This is a genomic window from Azospira sp. I13 (assembly GCF_003112695.1).
Classification (GTDB): Bacteria; Pseudomonadota; Gammaproteobacteria; order Burkholderiales; family Rhodocyclaceae; genus Azospira.
The window spans coordinates 132444-154560 of record NZ_BFBP01000026.1 but is presented as its reverse complement, the minus strand read 5'-3'; the positions used below and the strand labels follow the sequence as shown (position 1 = coordinate 154560).

9 protein-coding genes and 1 riboswitch are annotated in these 22117 nt (G+C 66.2%); of the genes, 4 read left to right on the top strand and 5 right to left on the bottom strand.

What is annotated here, in order from left to right:
- Window positions 1–10: 10 nt before the first annotated feature.
- Both AZSI13_RS17050 and AZSI13_RS17665 read right to left on the bottom strand, forming a co-directional pair.
- Complete coding sequence (locus tag AZSI13_RS17050; RefSeq protein ID WP_109042388.1) at window positions 11–9469, bottom strand: Ig-like domain-containing protein; 9459 nt, start codon at window positions 9467–9469, stop codon at window positions 11–13.
- Between the two features lie 318 nt (window positions 9470–9787).
- Window positions 9788–10537 (bottom strand): response regulator transcription factor, encoded by a 750-nt coding sequence (locus AZSI13_RS17665; protein WP_165833613.1) that lies wholly within the window; start codon window positions 10535–10537, stop codon window positions 9788–9790.
- 255 nt (window positions 10538–10792) lie between these two features.
- Here AZSI13_RS17665 and AZSI13_RS17040 point away from each other — a divergent pair, with 255 nt between their 5' ends.
- Window positions 10793–12814 (top strand): sensor histidine kinase, encoded by a 2022-nt coding sequence (locus AZSI13_RS17040; RefSeq protein ID WP_165833611.1) that lies wholly within the window; start codon window positions 10793–10795, stop codon window positions 12812–12814.
- Here the strand turns inward: AZSI13_RS17040 and AZSI13_RS17035 are convergent.
- The gene (locus AZSI13_RS17035; protein WP_109042386.1) at window positions 12811–14274 is read right to left on the bottom strand and encodes a carbonic anhydrase; all 1464 of its coding nucleotides are present in this window, start codon (window positions 14272–14274) and stop codon (window positions 12811–12813) included. The two genes, AZSI13_RS17040 and AZSI13_RS17035, sit on opposite strands and share 4 nt — an antisense overlap.
- Window positions 14275–14408: 134 nt before the next feature.
- A riboswitch (TPP riboswitch) is annotated at window positions 14409–14519 on the top strand.
- Window positions 14520–14617: 98 nt separating this feature from the next.
- Here AZSI13_RS17035 and thiC point away from each other — a divergent pair.
- Window positions 14618–16534: a phosphomethylpyrimidine synthase ThiC gene (gene thiC, locus AZSI13_RS17030; RefSeq protein WP_109042385.1), complete on the top strand. Its 1917-nt coding sequence runs from the start codon at window positions 14618–14620 to the stop codon at window positions 16532–16534.
- A gap of 57 nt (window positions 16535–16591) precedes the next feature.
- On the opposite strand, the gene AZSI13_RS17025 is transcribed toward thiC, so the two are convergent.
- Window positions 16592–17647: an AI-2E family transporter gene (locus AZSI13_RS17025; protein ID WP_109042411.1), complete on the bottom strand. Its 1056-nt coding sequence runs from the start codon at window positions 17645–17647 to the stop codon at window positions 16592–16594.
- A gap of 221 nt (window positions 17648–17868) precedes the next feature.
- Here AZSI13_RS17025 and AZSI13_RS17020 point away from each other — a divergent pair, with 221 nt between their 5' ends.
- Complete coding sequence (locus AZSI13_RS17020; protein WP_109042384.1) at window positions 17869–20268, top strand: phosphoketolase; 2400 nt, start codon at window positions 17869–17871, stop codon at window positions 20266–20268.
- Between the two features lie 23 nt (window positions 20269–20291).
- Window positions 20292–20546, top strand: a complete 255-nt coding sequence (locus tag AZSI13_RS17015) for a YkgJ family cysteine cluster protein (protein ID WP_201262429.1) — start codon at window positions 20292–20294, stop codon at window positions 20544–20546.
- 41 nt (window positions 20547–20587) lie between these two features.
- Here the strand turns inward: AZSI13_RS17015 and AZSI13_RS17010 are convergent, their stop codons facing one another.
- Window positions 20588–22111: a tetratricopeptide repeat protein gene (locus AZSI13_RS17010; protein WP_109042382.1), complete on the bottom strand. Its 1524-nt coding sequence runs from the start codon at window positions 22109–22111 to the stop codon at window positions 20588–20590.
- Between the last annotated feature and the right edge of the window lie 6 nt (window positions 22112–22117).

Below are 22117 nucleotides of genomic sequence, written 5' to 3'. Positions count from 1 at the left end.
AAAAAGGGCATCAGGTGGCAGACGGCGCGCGCAGGGCGGCACGGCCGGCAGTGGCAGGACGGCCGCCGGCGCTGCGCAGTTGTTCGGAGAAGGAAGGTGCAGCCCGCGGGGCCACGGCACCCCGGGTAGACGACGGCTTGCCGGGCTTTTCCTGCAAGGCCGCCTCGCGGGAAGCGGCGGCCGGCGCCCCTTCAGGCGTCTCTTTCACCGCCCCGGGCGGCAGCTCGGCCAGATTGTCCGGGGGCAGATTCCTGACGGCAGCCAGGCTGGCGGGCAACTGGATGGCCTGGGGATCGAACAGGTCCGGCGTCGGAATGGCCCGGTCGCTGGCCAGGGACACCCGGACCAGACGGCCATCGACGATGTTGCCGAGCAGCTCGCCGTGGGCCTGGGAAGCGCGGACCGCCGCCATGACGAAGAGGTTGGGGTCGAAGCCCAGGTTGCCGCCGATGGAGGCGCTCTGCACCGTGCCCGCACCCACCAGGCCGGGGTTGCTGAAGCCCAGGGGGTCGCTGGCCATGCGCTCGTTCTGCACATTCACCACCTCCCGGTTCACATACACCACCGGGTGGAAGGGGATGGGCAGGCGCAGCACCTTGTCGAAGGAAGAGCCGTCAAAGAAGACGCTGGGTTCCCGGGCCTGGTCGTTTTCTACCACCCGGTTCACATGCAGGGAGGGGGTGCTGGTGGAAGACGGCGCGTCCGGCACCTTGACTGTCGGCGCCGGCACCACCGTCACCACGACCTGGGCGGCGGCGGTGCCGCCATTGCCATCGCTGATCTGGTAGGTGAAGCGCACTTCGCCCTGGGTGCCGGGGGCTGGCGTGAAGGTCAGGGTGCCATTGCCGTTGAGGGTCACGCTGCCACCGGGGACGGAGACCGGGCGGCCCGGCACCACCGGCTGGCCGGCCACATGGGTGACGGTGAGGGGCGCATCACCGTCCACATCGCTATCGTTGCGCAGCACGGGGATGACCACCGGGCTGCCATCCGGGGAGTGGCCCCGGTCATCCACCGCCACCGGGGGATCGTTGGCCGGCGCCACCGTGATGGTGACGGTGGCCGTGGACACGTCGCCGTCGGCATCGGTAATGGTGTAGGTGAAGCTGTCGCTGCCGTGGTAATCGGCGTGGGGCGTATAGGTGAAAGTGCCATCCGGGTTCACCACCACGGTGCCGTGGGCCGGATCGCTGGCCTTGCTCCAGATGTTGCCGCCGTCGCCGGAAGGCGTGTCGTTGCCCTTCAGGGAACCACTCACCGGGGTGTCCTCGGTGGTGCTGACGCTGTCGCTCACCGCCACCGGCACATCGTTCACCGGGCTGATGGTGAGGGTGACGGTGGCCGTGGACACGTCACCATCGATATCGGTGAGGGTGTAGGTGAAGCTGTCACTGCCGTGGTAGTTGGCGTGGGGCGTGTAGGTGAAAGTGCCATCCGGGTTCACCACCACGGTGCCGTGGGCCGGATCGCTGGCCTTGCTCCAGACGTTGCCGCCGTCGCCGGAGGGCGTGTCGTTGCCCTTCAGGGAACCGTTCAGGGGCGTGTCTTCGGCGGTGCTGAAGGCATCGTTCACCGCCACTGGCACATCGTCCACCGTCAGGGTGACGGTGGCGGTAGAAACGTCGCCATCGGCATCGGTGATGGTGTAGGTAAAGCTATCCGGCCCGTTGTAGTTGGCGGTCGGGGTATAGGTGAAGGTGCCGTCGGCATGGACCACCACGGAGCCATGGGCTGGATCGGTGGCCTTGGCCCAGGTGTGGGGCGTATCGGCGGAGAGGCTGTCGTTGCCCGTCAGGCTGCCGCTCAAGGGCGTGTTGCGGGAAACCGTGAAGGCATCATTGGCGGCCAGGGGCACATCATCCACGATGGTCACGGTGAGGGTGCCGCTGGCGGTGTTGGCGGCCACGCTGGCATCGGTGACCACCAGGGCCACGCCATCGGTGCTGTCGCTGGCGCCCGGCTGGCTGACGCCGCCCTTCAGGGTGTAGCTGTAGCTGACGCGCGCTTCCGTCGGGGCCGAGGCAGCGCCGCTGACCACGGTCAGGCCGGTCACGGTGAGCCAGCCTTCACCGGTATCGATGGGGCTGGAGGGCGTGGTGGCGAAACCGGCCAGCTGGGCGATGGTGAACTCGGTGCCGCCGATGCTGACCTTGGCGATGCCGTCGGGTGCCGTCACCCGCAGGGTGCCGGTGGTGGTCTCGCTGCTGTCGCCGCTCTTGCCCAGGCCCTTTTCGTAAACCGTGGCCTGACCGCCCACGGCGCCATTGCCATCCACAGCCTCGATCTGCAGGCTGCCGGCGTCGGTGCTGCCGTGGATGGTGATGGTCAGCTGGGCGGTATCCGTGGCGTTACCCGGGTCCCTCAGGGTGTAGGTGAATACGTCGCTCAGGGTCTGGCCCGCCGTCAGGGCATTGACCGTCGGGTTGGCGTCGTTGAGGGTATAGGTATAGCTGCCGTCGGCACCGATCTTCAGCGTGCCGTAGAGGCCGGTGACGGTGGTGCCGGTGGCGCTGCTGGTGCCCGCCGCCACTGCGCCCATGGCGCCGCCGGCGGCTTCGCTGCCACTGCGGATGCCGGAAACACTGAGATCCGCCGGCAGGTTGTCCGGGTCGCTGTCGGCCGTGGTGTTGGGTGAACCGGCGCCGGTGATGACATTGCCGCTGGCCGGCACACCGGAATCTTCGGTCACGGCATGGGTGTCATTCACTGCCACCGGGGGATCATTGACGGCGACGATGCTGATGGTGCCGGTGAGGAGGTTGGAATCCAGGCTGGCCGGGCCGCCGGCGTTGCTGGCGCCGTTGACGTTGTTGCCGTCGTTGAGGCGGATGGAGAAGACCCGGTCGCTATCGGGGCTGCCGCTCTTGAGCAGGGTCGGGTCATCGCTGGTGCTGCTGAAGCGCAGGGCCTCGAGTATGGCGCCCAGGGTGGCCGGCGTGGCGGCGGTGTTGAGGGTGATGACCAGGGCGGCGCCGTTACCGCCGCTGACGCTGGCCACACCGGTGGGGCTGCCGGCCAGGCTGAGGACGTCGCCGGCGCGATAGTTGTCCAAAGTGACGGTCAGGGTGCCGCCGCCGAAAGTAACGCTGCCCGGTAGATCCACATCGCTGGTACCACCGCTCTGGATCAGGGCCACGGCACTGCCGCCCTCGGTGTAGGTGGGGTTGGTGGAGGTACCGGTGAGCACCGGGGCATCGTTGATGGGCCGCACCACGGCCCCCAGGGTCACCGCATTGGCCGCATCGCTATAGGCCGTGGTGCCGCCGGAATGGGTGCCGGAGAGGTCGGGACGGCTGCCGGAAGTCGGCGTGCCGGCGGAGCTGTCGATCAGACGTGCCGTCAGGGCATCGCTGGGGGTGCCGTTGTAATCCGCCGTCGTGGAACGGAAACGCAACTGGTCGGTGGTCTTCAGCACGAAGGCATTGCCTTCAGCCACGTCAGCCGGCACAGCGACCCACGTGCCGCTACCGGCATTCCAGTATTCCCAGACGCCCTTGTCGCTGGTCACGCCGGTGATGGCGATGCCGGCGAAAGTATCGGCGGAGGAGCCGCCGCTCACCGTATCCCGAGCATCGCTGAAGGTGCTGCCGAAGAGGCTGGAAACAGTGGCTCCTGCGGGATTGGTCGCGTCCTCGTCCACCTGGACGGCGGTCGGCAGGGCACCCCGGGTGGGGGCATCGTTCACCGCCGTGACGCTGGTACCGATGGTGCGGTCGGCACTGTTCCAGGCGCCGGTCTGGGTGGTGCCACCGTTGGCAGCCTGGGTGATATCAAATTTGGTGGCCGCCGAGGTGCTGAGCTTGCTGCTCAGGTCCACCGAGGCATCGGCCAGGCGTACGGTGAGCTTGCCCGGGGTGCCGTTGAAATCGGCGCTGGGAACGAAGCGCACCTGCCGGTCGGCACTGAAGACCAGGGCGCTGGTGGTGGCCAGACCGCTCGTGGGCACGCTGATCCAGCCGCCGGCTCCATCGGAAATCTGCCAGGTTCCCTGGGCAGCAGTGGCGGCATTGCCGACGATGGCGATGTAACTGAAAGCCGTGGCGGTATCACCGCCGCTGCTGGCGGTCTGGTTATCCGTGGCGTCGCTATAGCCGAAGACGAGGGAAGACAGGGTGGAACCTGCGGGGTTGGCCGCATCTTCCATCACCGCCGGCAGAGTCACGTCGGTACTGGCCGTGGGGCGATCATTCACCGGAGTCACGGTCAGGGCCACGGTCCGGGTGTCAGTCTTGGTACCGCCGCTACCCACCAGGCCCTGGTCGTCGGCCGTCACGGTCAAGATGTCACCGCCGTGGTAGTTAGCCGTGGGGGTGTACTTGAGGCTCGCCAAGGCGGCGTTGAGATTGGCCTTGGTGCCTTCCACCGTCACCGTGGCACTGCCATAGGCACCCGTGATCACGGTCAGGCCGGTACGGGTGCTGAGGTCCACGGTGCCGTGGACCACGCTCAGGGTGATGCGCTGCACACCGCCAAAGTCGTCACTGTCGGCATAGGAGATGCCGGCAATGGTGTTGGCGCTGCTGTCCTCCGCAATGCTGACGGAGGCTGGAGCGGTGACCACCGGCGCATCGTTGGTGCCGGAGATGGTCACGGTGAAGGTCTTGGTGTCGGTGTTGTTGCCGTCGACGCCGCTGCCTTCCTTGCCGTTGCCGACACCGGAGGAACGATCATCGGCAACCACAGTGAAGGTCACCACCTTGTCCACGTTGGGGTTGGTCGGGGTGTAACGCAGGCTATTGAGGGCGCTTTTGACATCCGCATTGGTGCCTTTGACCACCACCGTATCAGTGCCGTCACCAGTCACCAAAGCACTGCCGGGAGTCTGGATGCTAATGGTGCCGTAAGGCGTGCTGCCATCCTTGGCAGCAATGGTGACCTCGATGTAATCCGTGGCGCCCTGGTTGATGTCCTTGTTGTCCTGGACGTTGAAGCCGCTGGTGATGTCCAGGTAGGTACCGCTGTTCAAGGTTTTGTTGCCGGGCACGGTCAACACCGGCTTGTCGTTCACCGGCTTGAGGGTGATGTCGTTGTCCACCGTGACGCTACGGCCGGCCGGCACGTCGGCATGGCCGAAATCGGTAAAGGTGGTGCGCAGATAGAAATGGATGTCGCCGACTCCGGCACCGTTGTAATCCGTAGCACCCTGGAACTTGAGGGCATTGAGGGCGGCCTGCACGTCGGCCATGGAACCGCTCAGGGTGATGGTGTTACTGCCGCTGCCGCTGCCGCTGGCGGTGACGCCGGTGAGGGCCCCGGTGGTCAGGGCGCCCTGGGTGCTGGCATTGGCCAGGGAAGTCCGGCCGGCATCGGTGTACAGCTCCACTCGGACGGTGACGTTCTTGTCGAAGCTGTCAGCATCGCTGAGCGTGAAGCCGCTCAAGGTCAGGCTGGCATCCTCATTGACACTGTAGTTGCTGACGTTGGTGATGAGCGGCGTGTCGTTGAGGTTGGAAACCACCAGGGTGATGTCCTTGGTGACCCGGTTGTTGGTGGCATTGATGGTGCTGCCATCGGCATTCTCGGTAGTACCGACACCGCCGTTGGCCCCTCCGCTAGCGCCGCTATCCAGCGCACCGGCGGATGTGTAGAGGCGGTCGTCCACGATGACGCGGATCTTCTCGGTGCTGCTGTCCTCATCGGAAGAGAAGGCCACAGTCAGGGTGGCCAGGGCGGCGTTGACCTGTTCCCGGGTACCTTGCAGGACCAGGGTGGCCCCCGCCACTCCCTTGCCGCTGACGTAGGCCCGGCTGCCGCTGGGATCGGTGGCGGTATAGCTCAGGGCGGCACCGGCCACCGGGTTGTTACCGCTATCCAGCACCTGGACCTCCACCCGCAGGAAGTTCTCTTCCTTGCCGGCGATGACGACAGCCAGATCCGGATCGCTGACGGAAATGCCGGGTATCGCCACTGGCGTGGTACCGCTGGCCACCACATCCAGAGACCCCGGGGCGCTCACGCCGGGCTTGTTGTTGGCCGGCCGGATTTCAATCAGAAAATCCGACGACGTGGTCGCCGTCCCCTGGGCGAAGGACTGGCCATCATTAGCCGAAAAGTCGCCATCGCTGACCACGTAGGAGAATTTGTCGCTGAGGGTATCTTCGCTGCCGTCGTGCTTGTAGGTGATGCGGCCCTTGTCCAGATCGTCCTGGGTGAAGACGGAGTTCACCCCCAGGGCAATGCCGTTCAACAGCAACTGGCCGTGGGCCGTGGCCGTGGTGATACGGTACTGGCGCTGGATGGTGGTGTTGTCGTCGTCCTTAAAGATGAGGTGTGCACCGGCGGCGGCGCCAGTGGAACTGCCGGCCCCGAGGACGCCGCGGGTATTGTCGTAGCCGGTGGACCCACCGATGACGGCGCTGCCGCCCTGAGCGACGGGCCCGGCTTCCCCGGTTATGAGCTGGTTCTTGCTGACGAAGACCGGTGCATCGTTGAGGGGAGAAATGACGATGGGGACGTACAGAGCCGAGCCGGTACTGGACTGATTGGTGCCGGCGGTGACCGCGACGCCCTGGTCATCCACCGGCGTCAGGGTGAACCCGTCGTCGTAGTTTTCCGAACCATCGTGGTAGTACTTCAGTTGCCCGGCGGACAGTTGTGCCGCCGTCACTACTGCGCCGTTGGCGAGATGGGTGGCGCCGCCATCCAGGGAAAGATAGCCATGGGTCGGCTTGGCCGTGAGGACAAAACTCAAGGTATTGGTATTGGCGTAGCCAATACCGGTGCTTTCAAAGTTGCCGGTACCGACCGCCGCCGAGTCGGCCACCGCATCGCTGTCCGCCAGGGTGATGTGGCTGCCATTGATGGCGATGTTGCCGCCTTCCGCCAGGAACACCCGGTCGCCCACCGTGGCCGTGGGGGTGTCGTTCTGCGGCGTGGCGGTGATGTAGAAGGTGATGGCGGCGGTTTCCAGCTTGCCGTTGGACACGGTGAACTGGAAGTCGGCGGTGAAGTCCTCGGCACCGGAATGCTGGAAGGTCACCTTGCCGTCGTCGATATCCTGTTGGGTGAAGGAACCGAACTTGTTGAGCGCAACGCCATTCAGGAAGAAGGTGCCGTTGCTGGGCAGGGTGTTGAGGCGATAGGTGAGCCCGCTGGGCAGGGTGGTACCGTCGCTGGCCAGCAAATCGCTGCCTTGCAGGGTATAGCTACCGGCTTCATTCAGGGTGAAACGATGGTCACCCCCGACCGTGGGCATGTCGATGGGGCTGGGCAGGCTGGGGGGAGAGCCCGGTGAGCCCGCGCTGGCCGGTACCACCACACTGAAGGAGAGCTTGGAGAGATTGTCGGTGCCGGCATCGTAGATGCCACCGTTACGCTCCGTCGGATACAGACGAATGCCACCATCCTTGACGGTGAATTCGATGGTATCGAGACGCTGGAAGGGATTGTAGTTGGTGACGTGATACACCACCTTGCCATCGATGATGTCCTGCTGGGTAAAGATGGAGCCCACCACCAGCAGGGACCCGCCCCGGGTGAAATAGCCCAGCATGATGTCAGGCACCGCCGTCAGGGTGTAGGCGAGGCTGGAATCGAAGGAATCGCTGTCGCTCACCTGCAGCATGGCTGGGGTCACCACGAAGCTTGGGGCACCACCGTGATCCTCCACCAGTCGCTGGGTGATGCTATGCACCAGAACCGGGTCATCGTTGTTATCGATGATATCCAGGGTAATGGTCTGGTTCGTGGTGCCGGGCACGCCGGTGCCGCCGCCATCATCCGTCACCTTGAGAATGAAGGTGTCCTGATACCCGGTGACCCGGGGCTCGGAACCGTTGTGGCTGTAGGTCAACAGAGCCGGGTTGGTGATGACGATGCTGGCCATGTTGCCGGCGGTGATGGCAACGCCGTTGTAGTACAGGGTACCGCGGGTCGGCAGGCTGCCCAGGGTATAGGTGTGGGAAACACCGCCGGCCTGATCCGGGTCGCCGATGGTGATGGCGCCCCGGGGAGTGCCGATGGTGGGCAGGTTACCGTTGGCGAAGAGATTGACTGCGGTTTCGCCTTCAATCACGCGCACCGCGCCGGTCACCGTAGGCAGCTGGTTAACCGGGGTTATCTGGACCTGAAAGGCCCGGTCAGTCAGCACCCCGCCGGCGCCATCGTCGATGGTCAGGCGGAAGGTGTCCAGCGTGTTGCTGAGGACCTGATCGCCGTTGTGCTTGTAGACCAGCTTGTTGATGTCGGCGATGGAAAAGGTGGAGCCCAGGGCCAGCTCGGCGCCATCCAGCAGCAACACGCCCCGGCTGGCCAGACCGGTAACCTTGAGGATGACCTGGGCCTGGAGGTTATCCACATCGGTGAGGCCCAGGTTGCTCTGGGTAAAGCCGATACCCAGGGGCGTCGCGGCGCTGAAGCTGCCCTGCTGGCCTTCGCCCACCGTGAGGGCCGGCGTGGTGCCGCTGAGCGTCGGCACGTCATTGACCGCGGTCACCGACAACGTCACCGTCTGGCTGGTGGTGCTGCTTCCGTCGTTGGTGCTGATGCTCAGGCTGGTATTGCCGTAAAAATCCGTATTGCCCTGGTAAATGAGGCCGTTGATGGCGGCATTGATGTCAGCCAGGGAGCCGGTGAAGGTCACCGTGCCGGTGCCGTTGCCGCTCAGGCCAGTGAGGCCCAGGGTGGAGGCCAGGGTCAGGCGCCCGTTGGCGGTGCTCAGGGTGACGGTCTGGTTGTTGCCGTCGCTGTCAGCAATGGTGATGCCGGTAATGGCAAGGGAACTGTCTTCGTTGACCGCTCGTACCGTTTCCACCGCGTCGGCTATGGTCGGGGCCGCCAGCAGATGTTCGTAGGCATCCTGGGCCGACTGGGCGAGGATGATGCCGGCCTCGATGACACCGGTGCGGGTCTCCAGGCGCCAATTGCCGCCCAGGCTGGCGGCACCGGTGGCATCGCTGGAAGCAGCTACATCGGCCCCGGTCAGGGAGGCCATCTGCTGCAGGAAGGCCCGGCCCTTTTCGCCTGCGCCGATATCGCAACCGTAGAGCAGGATGTCGGCATCGGCCGTCAGCTGGGCACCCCAGGCCTGGAACTGGGCCCCGTAGCTGGCCAGGGTGGCGCTGTTGAGGGTGTCCCGACCCAGGCTCAGGCTACCGGCACTGCCGTGGCTGATGAGGTGGACTGCGGAAAAGGTCTGACCGCCGGCCAGGGCCTCGCCGATCACCGACAAACCGGATTCACCTGCCCCCACCACGCGCACGGTGACGTTGGCCGGCAAGCCGGCCAGCAGTTGCTGGTAGCCGGCCACCCGCGCATCGATGATGACCAGGGTACCGCCGGCACCCGGCTGGGATACGCCACCCGCTTCCTGGGGCCGCTCCGCCTGACGCTCAGCAGCGGGCCGTTCGGCCGGAGCCCCATCGTTCAGATGCTCGGTCGTGGCGACGGCCGCGGCGCCGTCAAAGAGGATGCGGGGCTCGAGCGCGACGGCACGACTGGCAGGACGAAAGCGGGGCGTAGTCTTCTTCATGGCAGTACGGGTTCTCCGGTTGACCTGATCCGCTCCCGGCGCCCCCGGGCGGCAGAGCGCAAAACCGGTGGGTCAGAGGACGGCAGCCTGCCCGACCTGGGTAGGCGATGGTCATACTAGGGAGTTCGCCAGCGAGACTCACGCACCGGGCCTGTGAAAGGCTGAAGAAAACTCACCGATACTCACACGGCATGAATTAAGTACGTTGGAATCCGTAAGGGCGGCGATGGGAAAAAACAGGGGAGAGGGAGGCTGCAGGGCAGCAACAGGCGGGGCGGCCAAGTGGCCGACAGACCGGAGGAGATCCGGCGGAAGCGCTCAGGCGCGCTCCTGGAAAGGCTCGGAGACAGGTACCGAAACGGGCAGGAAGAGATAACCGGTGCCCCGCACGGCGCGCAGCGGCAAGGCCAGGCCGGCGTCGGCAGCCTTGCGGCGCAAGCGGCTGACCAGGGTGTCGAGGCGGTGAAAATCGTACTCGTAGGGATCGCCGCCCATGGCCACGGCCAGGTCTTCCCGGGAAACCGCCTCGCCGGCCCGCTGCCACAGGCATTGCAGAAAGGCCCGCTCCTGGGACGTAAGGGGAATGGAATTGCCCTCGGGATCGAACAGGGTCCAGCCGTCGGCCGACATGGCCCAGGCCCGGGCGACATTGTCCTGCCCGGCGACCCCGCTCTCGGTCACGGAGCCGAACTGCATACGTCGGGCCAGACTACCGATGACGGCGAGCAATTCCCGCAGGTCCACCGGCTTGACCATATAGGCATCGGCCCCACCCATCAGGGCCCGTACCCGATCTTCCGTCTGGCCCCGGGCAGTGAGCATGATGATGCCCATGGAACCCAGGCCGTGCAGACGCTCGGCAATGGAAAAGCCATCCTCTCCCGGCAGGCCGATGTCGAGAATGACAATGTTGCAGGGCGTCGCCAGCAGGGAGGCATACAACTCCCGGGAGCCGGGGAATCCCCTGACACCGAAGCCTGCATCCTGCAAGGCACCGACTATTTCCTCGCGCAAATCCTCTTCGTCTTCGACGACGCAGATTTCCAGCCGTCTAACCGCGGCATCCATGATTGCTACCCCTGAAGTTTCGTGTGTTTTCCCGGAGATTCCGAGAGTTTCGAGGAAGAAGACGGAGAAGCCTTCATGGCAGAATGCCGTTCCTATAAAAGATGATAGCGGAGCCATCGGGCGACAGAAATCACCAATCCTCACACTACCTTGCTTGCCCCGGCATTTCCCATGCGCCTGCGCCTTCCGCCTTCCCCCTTGCCATCCGCAAATACCTCCGCCTGGCGGCAGCCGCTCTGCTGGAACCTTTGCTGGGTGGCCCTGCTGCTGTTCTGCAGTAGCCTCTTTCCCGCCCAGGCCTGGGCCAGTTGCCCGCGCCCCCTGGGCGAGACCAGCGCTCCCTTCGCCATGGCCATGGCCTGGGATGCGGAAGGTCGGCACGACATCGTGGAGGTGGCCACCGGCGCCCTCACCTTCCGGCCGCTGCATGGGCAGGTCAGCGCCGGATTTTCTGCCCAGGTTCTGTGGCTGCGCTTCTGCCTGCCGCCGAATCCCAGCCCCTCCGCCGAAACGACACGCTGGCTCAACATTGGCCCGTCGGCCCTCGACGACCTCAGCCTCTTTCTCCCCCGGAAAAATGCCTTCGAGGAACACCGTGGCGGTGACCACCTGCCCTTCAGCACGCGGCAATGGGGCTATCGCCAGTTCGCCTTCGCCATCCCCGACGACCTCAGCCCGAACCAGCCGGTCTATCTGCGTATTGCCAGCAGCAGCCGGCTGGCTCCGACCATCACCTTGTGGAGCGAGCCCGCCTTCCGCCATTTCACCACGCTGGACTACGGCTTTTATGGCCTTTACCTGGGGGCCATGGCCCTGCTCCTGGCTTTCAGCCTGGCTTTCCACTTCTGGCTGCGGGAACCGCTGTACTTCGCCTTTGCCGCCAACATCGCCGCCAGCACCTGCATCCATCTGCTCATTGCCGGCTTCGGCAGCCAGTTTCTCTATCCGGAAGCAGCGGGTCTCAACGACCGGGTGACGGGCCTCGTCTTCGGGCCGGTGATGGCCGTTCAGCTCTGGTTCCTCGGCCGCACCTTCGCCGTGGCGGAGCATCAGCCCCAAGTGCATCGGGTCCTGCAACTATTGGTCGCCGCCCATGTTCTGGTCAGCCCCCTCTCCCTGGTCATGGATTGGCGCCCCCTGGGTACCTTCCTCACTGACAGCCGGCTTGCCATCGGTATCGCCGGCATTCCCCTGGTCCTCTACCTCGGCTGGAAGGACCGACAGCGGCGGGCCTATGTGCTGGCCTTCGTTCCCTGGCTGGCGGCCCTGCTCATTCCCGCCCTGGTGCGCCATGACTGGCTGCAACCCAATCCCTTGACCCATTACAGCCAGGAAATCGGCGCCTTCATCCATCTGACCCTGCTGCCGATCCTCATCGCCCGCCGCACCTGGCTGGCCGGCCGGGAGAAGGAAGCGGCCCAGCAGCAGGCCCTGCACCAGGCCCACCAGGCCGAGCAGGAGCTGGAGCGGCGGGTGGCCCGACGCACGGAAGACCTGGAGCGAGAAGTCTGCGAACGTTTCGCCCTGCAGGAGCAATTGCAGGAGGCCCTGGCGACGGAACGCTCGACCCTGGTCACCCAGCGCCAGTTCGTCGCCATGCTCTCCCACGAATTCCGCACGCCCCTGGCCATCATCGACACCACGGCCCAGCGCCTGGGCCTGGTGCTGGAACAGCGGGAGCCGGAGCTGTCGCCCCGGCTGGGCAAGATTCGCCGGGCCGTCGCCCGCCTGCACAACCTGTTGGAAAATTGCCTGGCGGAAGACCGCCTGGCGGCGCCCAACCTGGCCTTGCGCCGGGAGGCGGTGGATCTGGTGGAGTTTTTGCGCATGGGCTACGGGGAGCGCGCCCTGCAATCGGCCCGGCGCATCCGCCTGGAGCTGCCCTCAGGCCCGGCCTGGGTAATGTGCGACCGCCACCTGTTCGACGTGGCCCTGGCCAATCTGGTGGATAACGCCCTGAAGTACTCGCCGGAAGCCCAGCAGGTCACCATCCGCCTGCGCTCCGACGCCCTGCCCGGTATGCACCTGATCCAGGTGGAGGACCGGGGCCCCGGCGTGCGGGAGGGGGACCGGGAGCGCATTTTCGACAAGTACTACCGCAGCGACAGCGGCCACCGTACATCTGGTGCCGGGCTCGGCCTGCACCTGGCCCGGGACCTGATACGCCGCCACGGTGGCGACGTCACCCTGGCCCCGACTCCGACGGAAAGCATCGACGCCCCCGGCGCCACCTTCAATCTCAGCCTGCCCCGGGACGACGACCCACCGCTGGCCTAGCGGGATTCCTTAATCAGGCGGCCGTTGGCCGGCTGCACCGGGCGGGCGTTGTTGCGGTAGAGCCGGGCGAAGATGCCGATCTGCTGGGGCGACACCTGCACGGGTTGCTGCATCACCAGCCACAGCACCCCTTCGGTGCAGGGCGGCGTGGTCAGGGAGCCCATGTAGGTGTAATAGCCGCGTTTTTCCGGCAGCAGCTGGTTGAGATCAATGGCCGCCTCCGGCGGGACGATCTCCTGGTTCTTCTCCAGGGGAATGTAGTTCCACAGGGTCTGCACCACCGGGTTTTCCTGGGCTCCCTTTTCCAGCAGCACCGCCACCACGGCCAGCTGGTCGTCGTCGGAACGATGCACCAGGTGAGCCACCATGTCGAAGGCCTTGCCATTCACCCGCTCTTCGGAAGGCCGGTGGAAGTGCATCTGCACCAGTTCATAGGTTTTGCCCAGATGCACGATGCTGCCGTGGCCCAGGGCCGCCTGCAGGGTGTGGCCGTTATCGACGATGCGGAAGCGGCTCGGCCGGTAATTGAATTCAATGGGTGAGAGATCCACCCGGATGCCGTCGTAGATGTCGATGGGGGACTGGCGCCGGCCCTTGTCGCAGGTGGCAAAATCCCCCTTCAGCTTGCCCCAGAAATCAGGGCCGGCCTCGCCTTCGTAAGACCAGTGGATATGGCGATGCTGCTCCACTGCCTCGTTCTCGGGCTGGGGCACGGGACGGCTCGCCGGGCGGGAAGCCGGCCTCGGGGCAGCGGCATAGGCCGGCGCCGGACGGGGCGTGTAGGCCGGCACCGGTGCAGGAGCAGGCTTGCGGATTTCCAGATGATCCAGGCTTTCCGCCGGGGCCGGGGCAGCGGCGGCGGGAGCCGGCTTGGCCGCCTCCCGCTGTACCGCCTTCTGCACCATGGCGTCGTTGGCCTTCTTCAGGTCTTCCGCCGCCGCATTGGCCTTCTTCACCGTCGCCTGGGTCAGGTCCCGCATCCCCGCCGCCGTGGTGGGACGGCAAACATCCCGCAACAGCTTGTCGTCCAGGGTATTGCCCCGCACCGGCATGTCGGCGGCTACCTTGACCTCTTCCTCCCGCAGGATTTCGCCGGAAGCCTTGACGTAGACCCGCTTCAGGGTGGCATAGGTACGGTTGCTGCAGTCGTAGCGGCCCAGGGCCTCGATGCTGCGGTAGGTGCTGGCGCTCTGGGCGTCGGGCAGGTCTTTTTCCAGGACGATACGGCCCCAGGCCGAGACCTTGCCGGATTCGTCGTTCTTGATGCTGGCCCGATCAATTTCGATGCGTTTTCCCGGCTCGTTGGAAATGGCCTGCCAGGTGCGATTTACATCGCCCACCTTGTTGGGCGCGGCGGCCAGGGCCGGCCAGGCCAAGGCAAGACAGAGGGCAGCAGCCAGCGCCTTGAGGGCAGGGCGGCCGGCAAGGCTGGCGGGCGGAATGGGCAAATGGGCGGGCATGGCGAAATCTCGCTTTTTAGGTCGTTTTTCTCGGCTAACGTGAGTTTCACGGACGGGAACGGAAAAACTTTAGCCGGGACACCTCGGGATGCTTAGCTTACCTTGCATTTTCCCAGGCTTTCCAGTAACTTGCGCCCGTACCTTGGGGGTGCCCGAATGCCTTGGAAACACTGGCTTCCGGCTGAGAAATACCCTTATGACCTGTACGGGTAATGCCGTCGTAGGGAAAGCGTCGCCGGCGGCCGGATTCTCCAGCCCCACCCCTCGCTCCTCCTTGCACGCCTTAGCCACGCTCTCGCCTATCCAGTCCGGCCCAGCGCCCCCTCCCCAGCAAGGAGACACCATGAACGCCAACGATAAATTCATTGCCACTTCCGCCCATGTGGACGAAGCGGCGGTCCAGCCCCTGCCCAACTCCCGCAAGATCTACGTCGAGGGCTCGCGCCCCGATATCCGGGTGCCCATGCGGGAAGTCAGCCAGGCTGACACCCCCACCGGCTTTGGCGGCGAGAAGAACCCGCCCATTTACGTCTACGACTGTTCCGGCCCCTACACCGACCCGGCCGCCAAGATCGACATCCGCTCCGGCCTGCCGGCCCTGCGTCAGCAGTGGATTGAGGAGCGGGGCGACACCGAGGTGCTGCCCGACCTTTCCAGCGAATTCGGCCGCCAGCGCGCCGCCGACCCGACCCTGGACGAACTGCGCTTCCCCGGCCTGCATCGCAAGCCCCGCCGCGCCCAGGCCGGCAAGAACGTCAGCCAGATGCACTACGCCCGCCAGGGCATCATCACCCCCGAGATGGAGTACGTGGCCATCCGGGAAAACCTGAATCGCCAGCAGTACCTGGAAAACCTGCGCAATACCGGCCCCATGGGTGAAAAGATGGTCAAGCTGCTGGGCCGCCAGCACAAGGGCCAGGACTTCGGCGCCGCCATTCCCCAGGAGATCACCCCGGAATTCGTGCGTTCCGAAGTGGCCCGCGGCCGCGCCATCATCCCCAACAACATCAACCACCCAGAATCTGAGCCGATGATCATCGGTCGCAACTTCCTGGTGAAGATCAACGCCAATATTGGCAACTCCGCCCTGGGTTCTTCCATCAGCGAGGAAGTGGACAAGATGACCTGGTCCACCCGCTGGGGCGGCGACACGGTGATGGATCTGTCCACCGGCAAGAACATCCACGAAACTCGGGAGTGGATCATCCGCAACAGCCCCGTGCCCATCGGCACCGTGCCCATCTACCAGGCCCTGGAGAAGGTGAATGGCAAGGCCGAGGAGCTGACCTGGGAAATTTTCCGCGACACCCTGATCGAGCAGGCCGAGCAGGGCGTGGACTACTTCACCATCCACGCCGGCGTGCTGCTGCGCTACATCCCCATGACCGCCAACCGCATGACCGGCATCGTCAGCCGTGGCGGCTCCATCATGGCCAAGTGGTGCCTGGCCCACCACAAGGAAAGCTTCCTCTACACCCACTTCGAGGACATCTGCGAAATCATGAAGGCTTACGACGTGGCCTTCTCCCTCGGCGACGGCTTGCGTCCCGGCTCCATCTACGACGCCAACGACGAGGCCCAGCTGGGCGAGCTGGAAACCCTGGGCGAACTCACCGACATCGCCTGGAAGCACGACGTGCAGACCATCATCGAAGGCCCCGGCCATGTGCCCATGCACATGATCAAGGAGAACATGGACCTGCAGCTGAAGCACTGCAAGGAAGCCCCCTTCTACACCCTGGGCCCCCTGACCACCGACATCGCCCCCGGCTACGACCACATCACCAGCGGCATCGGCGCCGCCATGATCGGCTGGTACGGCACCGCCATGCTCTGCTACGTCACGCCCAAGGAGCACCTGGGCCTGCCGGACAAGAACGACGTCAAGGAAGGCATCATCACCTACAAGCTGGCCGCCCACGCCGCCGACCTGGCCAAGGGCCACCCGGGCGCCCAGATCCGCGACAATGCCCTGTCCAAGGCCCGTTACGAGTTCCGCTGGGACGACCAGTTCAACCTGGGCCTGGACCCGGACAAGGCCAAGTCCTTCCACGACGAAACCCTGCCCAAGGAATCGGCCAAGGTGGCCCACTTCTGCTCCATGTGCGGCCCCCACTTCTGCTCCATGAAGATCACCCAGGACGTGCGGGACTTCGCCGCCCAGCAGGGCTTGAATGAAGGCGAAGCCCTGGAGAAGGGCATGGAAGCCAAGGCGGTGGAATTCGTGAAGAGCGGCGCCGAGCTCTACCGCAAGGTCTGATCCGCCGGTAACGGCGTAACGGCTTCAGCAAAACGGCGGCCTCCGGGCCGCCGTTTTTCATTCCCGGGGCAGGCCCGCCAGGCCGGTGGTCCACTCCGTCAGCAGCCGGTAACCCACCGCCAGCAACGTCGGCCCGAGGAAGACGCCGATGAAGCCGAAAGCCAACACGCCCCCCAGCACCCCCAGCAACACCAGGACAAAGGGCAGGCTGGCACCGCGACTGATGATCAGGGGCTTGAGCACGTTGTCCACGGTGCTGACGACGAAGAAGCCCCACAGGGCCACGAACAGGGCCCAACCCAATTCCCCCTGCTGAAACAGCCAGAAGGCCGCCGGCCCCCAGATCAGGGGCGGCCCCACCGGCACGGCGGAAAGGAAGAAGGTAGCCAGCCCCAGCACCAGGGCGCCGGGCACGCCGGCAATGGCAAAGCCGATGCCGGCCAGGATGCCCTGGGCCAACGCGGTACCGAGAATGCCGTAAACCACACCGCCCACCGTGCCGTGGGTAAGGGCCAGCAGACGCCGTCCCCGGGGGCCGGCCAGGCGTTCCAATACCGCCCCCAGGCGCGCCGTCACCGCCTCGCCGTCGCGGAAGAGGAAAAAGACGATGACTACCGCCAGGCCCATCTGGAACACCCCCAGGCCGATGGCCCGGCCGCCGTTGATGATCAGGGCCTTGGCCGGCTCCACCAGTTGCCCCAGTTCCGCCACCAGCCGCTCGCCGTTATGGGCAAAGCCCTGCCAGTAGGCGTAGAGGCGATCACCGACGAAGGGAATTTCCTGCAGCCAGCGGGGCGCATCGGGCAGCCCGCCCTCCAGCAGGGTGCGGGTGGCCGCTACCAGCTCCGCCACGTTGCTGCCCAGACCGATGGCAACGATGACGAAGGGCGCGATCAGCACTACGGCGGTCAGCAGGGTGGTGATGAGGGCCGAGGTGTTGCGCCAGCCGGGCAGACGCCGGTCCACCCAGAGAAAGGCCGGCCACACGGTGGTGGCCAGAATGGCCGCCCACAGCACGGCGGAAAGGAAGGGCCGCAGCACCAGGAAACAGCCGACGATGAGAAAGCCCAAGGCGGTAAAGCCCAGAACGCGGTCGGAACGAAAAGGCTGCATGGATCGAAAAGCCTCGGCAAAGAAAAAGGAAGCGAGGGACCGGCCGCCCCACAGCCGCCGCCGGTCTGGCACCATCGGGTCATCTGCAGGCGCCGCCTGTGGCCGTCTTTGGGCCAGTCCGTGCCCTATGCTAACAAAATGGCGCTGCCCGGCGGGTGACGGACTGTAAGCCGCTCCCCGCTTGGCCTACCATGGAGGCCTGTGCCCTCCCCGCTACCGCCATGACCGCCAAGCCCGACTCAGCCGCTCCTGCCCCCCTTCCCCCTGACCTGCAAGCGCTGGATGCCTTCTGGCGCGCCGCCAACTACCTGGCCGGGGCCATGATCTACCTGCAGGACAATCCCCTACTGCGCCAGCCCCTGGCGCCGGAGCACCTTAAGCAGCGGCCTCTCGGCCACTGGGGCGCCAGCCCGGGCCTGGCCTTCGCCTACGCCCACCTGACCCGCCTCATCCGCCGGCACGACCTGGAGGCCATTTTCCTCGCCGGCCCAGGCCATGGCGCCCCCGGCGTCCTCGGCCCGGCCTGGCTGGAAGGCAGCCTGGGGGAACACAACCCGGAGCGGGGCTGGGGCCTCACCGGCCTCACCCGCTTCTGCCGCGACTTCTCCTTCCCCGGCGGCCTGGGCAGCCACTGCACACCGGAAGTGCCGGGCTCCATCCACGAAGGCGGCGAGCTGGGCTACAGCCTCTCCCACGCCTTCGGCGCCGCCTTCGACAACCCGCAGTTGCTGGTGACGGTGATGGTGGGCGACGGCGAGGCTGAGACCGGGCCCCTGGCTACCGCCTGGCATTCCAACAAATTCCTCAACCCGGCCCGGGATGGAGCGGTGCTGCCCATCCTGCACCTCAACGGCTACAAGATCGCCAACCCCACCATCCTCGCCCGCATCCCGCAGGAGGAACTGCTGGCCCTGTTCACTGGCTACGGCTGGGCACCGAAGATCGTCGAAGGCCACGAACCAGCCACCATGCACCAGGCCATGGCGGCGGCCATGGATGAGTGCCTGGCCGAGATTTGCGCCATCCAGGCCGCAGCCCGCAATACGGAGGCTCTGGTACAGCGCCCCCGCTGGCCCATGATCGTGCTCATTTCACCGAAAGGCTGGACCGGGCCAAAGGCCGCCGACGGCCACGCCGTGGAAGGCACCTGGCGGGCCCATCAGGTACCCCTGGCCGATCCCCGCAACAACGCTGAGAACCGTCGACTGCTCGAAGCGTGGCTACAGTCCTACCGCCCCGACACCCTGTTCACCGAAGACGGCCAGCCCGCTGCCCTGATCCGGGACTTCGCCCCTCAAGGCAGCCGCCGCCTGGGGGCCAATCCCCACGCCAACGGCGGCCTGCTGCGCCGCCCCCTGGAGCGCCCCGACTGGCGCGCCCAGGCCGTGGGCTTCGATGCCCCCGGCCAGCGCCGCCACAGCAACACCGACCCCCTGGGCCATTACCTGGCCGAGCTGGTGCGCCGCAACCCGGACAACTTCCGCCTCTTCGGCCCGGACGAAACCGCCTCCAACAAGCTGGGGGCCATCTACGCCGCCACCGCCAAGGCCTGGCTCGGCGAAAGCCGACCGGAAGATGAAGACGGCGGCCATCTCGCCGCCGACGGCCGGGTCATGGAAATGCTCTCGGAACACACCCTGGAGGGCTGGCTGGAAGGCTACCTGCTGAGCGGGCGCCACGGCCTTCTCTCCACCTACGAGGCCTTCGCCCACGTCATCGACTCCATGTTCAACCAGCACGCCAAGTGGCTGGAGATGTGCCGGGAAGTGCCCTGGCGGGCGCCGGTATCGGCTCTCAACCTGCTCATCACCTCCACCGTCTGGCGCCAGGACCACAACGGCTTCACCCACCAGGACCCGGGTTTCCTCGACCTGGTGGTGAACAAGAGCCCAGCAGTGACCCGCATCTACCTGCCGCCGGACGCCAACTGCCTCTTGGCCGTGGCCGATCGCTGCCTGGCCGACACCAACGTCATCAACGTCATCGTCGCCGACAAGCAGGCCCACCTGCAGTACCTGGATGCGGAAGCCGCCGCCCTGCATTGCGAGCGGGGCATCGGGCTGTGGGACTGGGCCAGCACCGACGACGAGGCAGGCACGGAGCCGGAGATCGTCCTCGCCAGCTGCGGCGACGTGGCCACCCAGGAGGCCCTGGCGGCGGCCGAACTGCTCTACTGCCATTTCCCCGACCTGAAGCTGCGCTTCGTGAACGTGGTGGACCTATTCAAGCTGACCCCGGCTGAAGAGCACCCCCACGGCCTCTCGGACCGGGACTGGACCGGGCTGTTCACCGCCGACCGGCCCATCGTCTTCAACTTCCACGGCTACCCCTGGCTGATCCACCGCCTGGCCTACCGCCGCCCCAACCACGTCAACCTGCACGTGCGCGGCTACAAGGAACGGGGCAGCATCTGCACCCCGCTGGAACTGGCCATGGACAACCAGATCGACCGCTACTCCCTGGCCATGGACGTCATCGACCGGGTGCCGCGCCTGGCCGTCGCCGGCGCCCATATCCGCCAGGCCTTGCAGGAAAAGCAGCAGCAGTGTCGCGCCCACGCCCATGCCCACGGGGTGGACCCGGAGGAGATCAACACCTGGACCTGGAGCGGCCAGCCGTGAGCCCGCTTCCCGCCAGCGCTCCCCTGGAATGCCGCCCGGGCTGCGGCGCCTGTTGCATCGCCCCTTCCATCTCTTCCCCCATTCCGGGCATGCCCCAGGGCAAGCCCGCGGGGGTGCGGTGCGCCCAGTTGCTGGACGACAACCGCTGTGCCATCTTCGGCCAGCCCGAACGGCCGGCGGTCTGCGGCGGCCTGCAGCCGTCGCCGGAAATGTGTGGCGACGGCCAGGCGTCGGCCCTGGCCTGGCTCAACCGGCTGGAACAGGCCACCCGACCCTGAAAGAAAAAAAGGGCAACGTCCCCTGACGTTGCCCCAACTCCTCAGCGCTGCCCTTGCAACCAACGCTCGGCATGACGCCGCTGGGCGTCGTACCGCGGTTCCTTGGCAGTCAAACCGAGGAAGGTCGAGAAAGCATCCCTGGCGCGGCCCAACTCGCCCAGACGAACCGCCGAATAGGCCACGTTGAACTGGATATCCGGGTCCCGGGGCCGCAGGCGTTCCGCCTCGGCAAAGTAGGCCAGGGCCTGGCGATCGTTGCCCAGCTCCTGGGTGGCAATGCCGCGCAACAGCCAGGCGTCGGCCAGATGGGGTGCCATTTCCACCGCTTTGGCGAGAAAGCCTTCCGCCGCCGCGAAGGCCCCATTACCCAGCTCCGCCCGGCCGGACCACAGCCAGCTTTCGACCCGGCCCGGATACTGCTGCCGCAGCCCCTGGGCTTGCCGTGCTGCCTCGCTGAAGGCGTTGCGACCGACGGCACGCACCACGCCATCCAGCAGGGGATCGAAGCCGGCCTCATCACCGTGGGCGGCAGCCTCCCGGGGCTGCGCCGGGCCGGAAGGCACCGACTCGTTCCCGCTGCCGGCGGCAACACGCACGCCGGGATGGGAATTCGTCGGGACTGGGGTACCAGCCCCGGTGCCGCCATTGGCCCCGGCATTGGCAGCATCCTGCTTGCCCTTGGCCGCCAGCAGGCGACCGGCGGAGACGCTGGAGAAGTCGGCACGGCCGAGGCGGGAGGAAGCGAGTTCAATGTCCCAGGCCCGGTGAGCCGGCGAACTGAGTATGCCGAGACGCCACAGGGGCTTGCCCTTGCGCACATCCTCCACGACAAAGACGCCATCCAGATCATTCAGCCGGGTCACCGCCGCCAGGGCGCCACCAGCGCTGGAGAAGGAAGCCAGCAATTCCAGGCGCTGCTTGGGCGCCAGGGTCTCCAGGCCGGTCCGCCAGGCGGCCAGCGCCGCTTCGGTCTTGCCCTGATCGGCCAGTTCCACCGCCTGACGGAAGGAAGGCGGCAGTTTCTTCGGCTTGGGCAGCACGAAGTCCGTGGGACTCTTGGCCGGCACGGCGGCCGCCGGCATTTCAGCCTTCGCCTGCGCCAGGGTCGCGGCCGGCAGCGGCGCAGTGGCGGCAGCCACGGCCGGGGAAACCATCGGTGTGTTGGCCCCAGGGGCGGGCACAGCGGGCGACTTTCCAGACTCGGCAGTCCCCGGTACCGCCTTGGCAGCAGCATCAGCGCCATCACCGGCGGCAGCGGCAGGCGGAGTTGGGGCTGGAGGAGCCTCCGGCGTGGCAGCCCCAGCGGGAGCCGCGGCAATGGGCGCCGACGCCGCAGGCGTTGGCAGCAGGGGCGAAAAGGCCGCCTGCTCCACCCACCACCAGGCGGCCAGGCTGGCGCCGATCAGGGCCACGCCCAGGAGCGCCGACTTGGGTAGCGACGAACGCCGGCGGGCAGCGTTGCCCTCCAGGGTCAGGGGCGCCAGCACATCGCTGGGGGGCAGCGTCACGGCATCGGCGGCGCCGGGTCGCCCCAGGCGGCTCAAGGTATCGTCAATTATGCTCATGGTCGG